Below are 3,425 nucleotides of genomic sequence, written 5' to 3'. Positions count from 1 at the left end.
GGAAGGGGGTTACGACTGGATCGCGGTCCTGGGGGCAGCCCAGTATGGGGGAAGGCCCTCCCCCATCCTGGAAAGACGCCTCGAGGCCGCCCTTCACCTATACCGGCAGGGCCTGGCCCCCAAGGTGGCGGTGGCGGGAGGTAAGGCCCCAGGGGACCGTTACAGCGAAGGGGAGGTGGGTTGCCGCTACCTGCGGGAGAGGGGCGTGCCGGCCGAGGCCCTGCTTTGCGAGGGGGAAAGCCAAAACACCTACGAGAACCTCCTTTTCCTCAAACCCCACCTATCCGGACGCATCCTTTTGGTCACCGATGCTCCCCACCTACCCCGGGCCCTCCTCCTGGCCCGGCTCCTGGGCCTGAGGGCCGAGGGCCACCCGGTGCCCGGGCAATACCCGCTATCCTACTGGCTCCGGGAAGCCCTCTTTCGCCTCTGGCTCTACCTGGGCCTAAAACCCCTCCCCCGGGGAAACGGCCTCAGGAATCTTCCTCTAAACGCCTTAGAGAGTCTAGGTACCCCTGGAAAAGGGCCTTAACCTGCGCCACAAAGAGGGCCTTTTCCTGCTTGGCCCGTTGTATCTCTGCCCGCACGCGCTCAAGCTCCTCTGCTGCTTCCCTTAGTACCTGGTCCTTGGCCGCCAGGGCTTCCTTCCTGATGAGCTCCGCCTCCCGTTCCGCCTGGGCCTTGAGCTCGCGGGCGATGCGCTCCGCCGCCACCACCGCCCGCTTCAGCTCCCCTTCCGCCTCCTTCAGGCGGGCGTTTTCCTCTTCAAGGGCCCTTACCTGGTTTCTAAGCTCCTCCTTCTCCCGGATGAGGCCTTCCAGGACCTCGGCCACCTGGGCCAGGTAGGCCCTGACCGCCTCCTTCTGGTAGCCCCGAATCCCGGTGGGAAACTCCTGGTAGCGAATGTCCAAGGGGGTTAGGTCCATGCGCCCTTCAGTCTACAAAAAGGGCCCGGCCCACCCTGACCAGGGTGGCCCCCTCCTCCACGGCGATGGGAAAGTCCTCGGACATGCCCATGGAGCGCTCGGGAAGGCCATAGCGGTCGGCCAGCTGGGAAAGCCGGCGGAAGATGGGGCGCACCACGGCCTCGGGGCCCATGGGGGGCACGGTCATGAGGCCAAGGACCGCAAGGTGTTCCATCTCCCCGAGCCGGGCCAGGGCCTCGGGGAGTTCCTCCTCCAAAAACCCGTGCTTCTGGGGTTCCCGGCCCAGGTTCACCTCCACCAACACCCTAAGCCTAACCCCCTCCCGCTCCCCCACCCTCTCCAAGGCCTCCGCCAGGCGCAGGGAATCCAGGGAGTGGATGAGGGCAAACCGGGGGGCGAACTTGGCCTTGTTGCGCTGCAGGGGACCTATGAGGTGCCACTCGGCCTCGAGGACCTCCATCTTCTTCAAGGCCTCCTGGACCCGGCTTTCCCCCAAGGGAAAGGAGCCGTAGCGCAGGACCTTTTCCCTTATCTCCTCCGGGCTCCTCCCCTTGGTCACCGCCACCAGGCGCACCCCTTTAGGGTCCCGCCCGGCGCGGCGGCAGGCGGCCGCTATGCTTTCCAGCACCTGAGGAAGCCCCATGGGCTAAAGCTCGGCCAGGATGCCCCGCACAAAGCGGCGGAAGATGGGGCCGGTCTTGGCGGCCACCGCCAGGACCTCCTCCTCGGTGGCGTGGTGCTCCCTTTCCGGCACCGCCATGTCGGTGATGGTGGAAAGGCCCAAGACCCTGGCCCCCAGGTGCCGGAGGGCGATGACCTCGGGCACCGTGGACATGCCGATGGCGTCGGCCCCCAGTTCCCGAAGCATCCTCAGTTCCGCCCGGCTGGCGAAGCTGGGGCCCAAAAACCAGGCATAGACCCCTTCATAGAGGTGCAGGTCCTGCCTCCTGGCCACCTTGCGGGCCAGCTCTATCAGGGCGGGGTCGTAGGCCTCAAACATCACCGGGAAACGGGGACCTAGGCGCTCGTCGTTTCTCCCCCTTAAGGGGTTTACCCCGCTGGGGTTCAGGTAGTCCAGGTGGAGCATGATCCCCCCGGCCTGGAACCTGGGGTTTAACCCTCCCGCCGCCGAGGTCAGGATAAAGGTTTGGGCCCCTAGGAAATACCCCACCCGCACGGGGAAGACCACCTCCTCAGGGCTATAGCCCTCGTAGTAGTGGACCCGCCCCTGGAAGACCAGAACCCGCTTGCCCTCAAGCCCCCCCAGGACGAGCCGGCCCGCATGCCCGGGAGCCGTGGAAAGGGGAAAATGGGGAATCTCCCCGTAGGGGATCTCCGCCTCCTTGGCCACCTCCTCCGCCAGGGGGCCAAGCCCCGAGCCCAATACGATCCCCACTCCCGGCACAAAGCCGGTCTTAGAACGAATGTAGGCCACCGCCTCCTGGATCTTCTCGTAGACCTCCATGGCGAACATTCTACTCTCACGCCCCCTTCACCGGCTTTTGGTAAGCTCTCGCCCATGAAACGGCTTCTTGCCTTGGCTCTCTTGGGCCTTATGGCCCTGGCCGCCCCCATCCGGGAGGTGGTGGTGGAAGGAGGCGATCCCGTTCTCCAGGCCCTAGCCCGGGCCGCCTTGCCCTTTGGCGTGGGGGACGAGCCCCAGGACCTCGAGGAGGCCAAGAAGGCCATCCTGGCCACCGGCTACTTCCAGCGGGTGGAGGTGCGGCTGGAAGGGGATGTCCTCAAGGTGGTCCTCACCCCCTACCCCCCCATCGCCCAGGTAAGGGTGGAGGGCCAGGCCTTCCCTCAGGAGGCCCTCCTGCGCTTTCTAGAGCAGAACTTCGCCATCGGCCCGGAGACCACCTATAACCCCATTAGGGCCGGGGAGGCGGCCAAGGCCTTGGCCGAGGCCTACCGGCAAAACGGCTTCCCCTTCACCCCCAAGGTGGCGGTGGAGGCCAAGGAGCAGGGGGGCAGGATCCTCCTCACCTTCCGGGTGGAGGAAAACCCCGAGGTGAAGGAGGTGCGCCTGGAAGGGGCAAGCCTCCTCCCCCAGGCCGAGCTCCTGAAGCCCTTGGAAGCCCTAAAGGGCCCCTTTAGCTTCGCCAAGTACCAGGAGGCCCTTAGGGCCCTGGCCGCCCGCTACGAGCGGGCAGGCTATCGCTTTAGCGGCCCCGACCCCCAAAGAAGCCGCCTCGAGGAGGGCCTCCTCACCGTGGCCGTGCAGGAGCTAAAGGTGGTGCGCCTGGAGGGCGAGGGCCTGGACCTCACCGGCTTCCCCCTCAAGGAAGGGGACTACCTGCGCTACGACCTCCTCTTGGAAGGGGTGCAGGCCCTTTCCCGGAAGCTTTCCCGGGTGGTGAACTTCAGCCTGGAGCCGGAAAGGGAGGGGGTGGTGGTACGGCTCCAGGCGGGGCCTGAGGGCGGGGCCATAGAACGGGTGGAGATCACCGGCCACACCGCCTTCCCCACGGAAACCCTCTTGGGCCTCCTGCGGCT

General features: G+C 66.2%; 5 protein-coding genes. 2 read left to right on the top strand and 3 right to left on the bottom strand.

Features of this window, described 5'->3' with window-relative positions; all coding sequences use genetic code 11:
• Positions 1-19 precede the first annotated feature (19 nt).
• A complete protein-coding gene (locus Q0693_RS10730) occupies positions 20-532 on the top strand; it encodes a YdcF family protein (protein WP_298631764.1) in 513 nt (170 codons plus the stop codon).
• Here the strand turns inward: Q0693_RS10730 and Q0693_RS10725 are convergent.
• From Q0693_RS10725 to Q0693_RS10715, 3 genes are read right to left on the bottom strand one after another with little or no spacing between them, the layout of a single operon-like run.
• Entirely contained in the window at positions 474-926 is a 453-nt protein-coding gene (locus Q0693_RS10725) for a DivIVA domain-containing protein (protein WP_298631761.1), read from the bottom strand. The two genes, Q0693_RS10730 and Q0693_RS10725, sit on opposite strands and share 59 nt — an antisense overlap.
• Before the next feature lie 7 nt (positions 927-933).
• Positions 934-1,569 (bottom strand): YggS family pyridoxal phosphate-dependent enzyme, encoded by a 636-nt coding sequence (locus tag Q0693_RS10720; RefSeq protein WP_298631758.1) that lies wholly within the window; start codon positions 1,567-1,569, stop codon positions 934-936.
• 3 nt (positions 1,570-1,572) lie between these two features.
• Complete coding sequence (locus Q0693_RS10715; RefSeq protein WP_298631756.1) at positions 1,573-2,400, bottom strand: purine-nucleoside phosphorylase; 828 nt, start codon at positions 2,398-2,400, stop codon at positions 1,573-1,575.
• 45 nt (positions 2,401-2,445) lie between these two features.
• Here Q0693_RS10715 and Q0693_RS10710 point away from each other — a divergent pair.
• On the top strand, positions 2,446-3,425 hold a 980-nt coding region (locus Q0693_RS10710), incomplete at its 3' end, for a POTRA domain-containing protein (RefSeq protein ID WP_298631754.1).

It is taken from the genome of uncultured Thermus sp. (assembly GCF_938010445.1).
Taxonomy (GTDB): Bacteria; Deinococcota; Deinococci; order Deinococcales; family Thermaceae; genus Thermus; species Thermus altitudinis.
The sequence above is the reverse complement of the archived record's forward strand: the minus strand, read 5'-3'. Positions and strand labels throughout refer to the sequence as shown.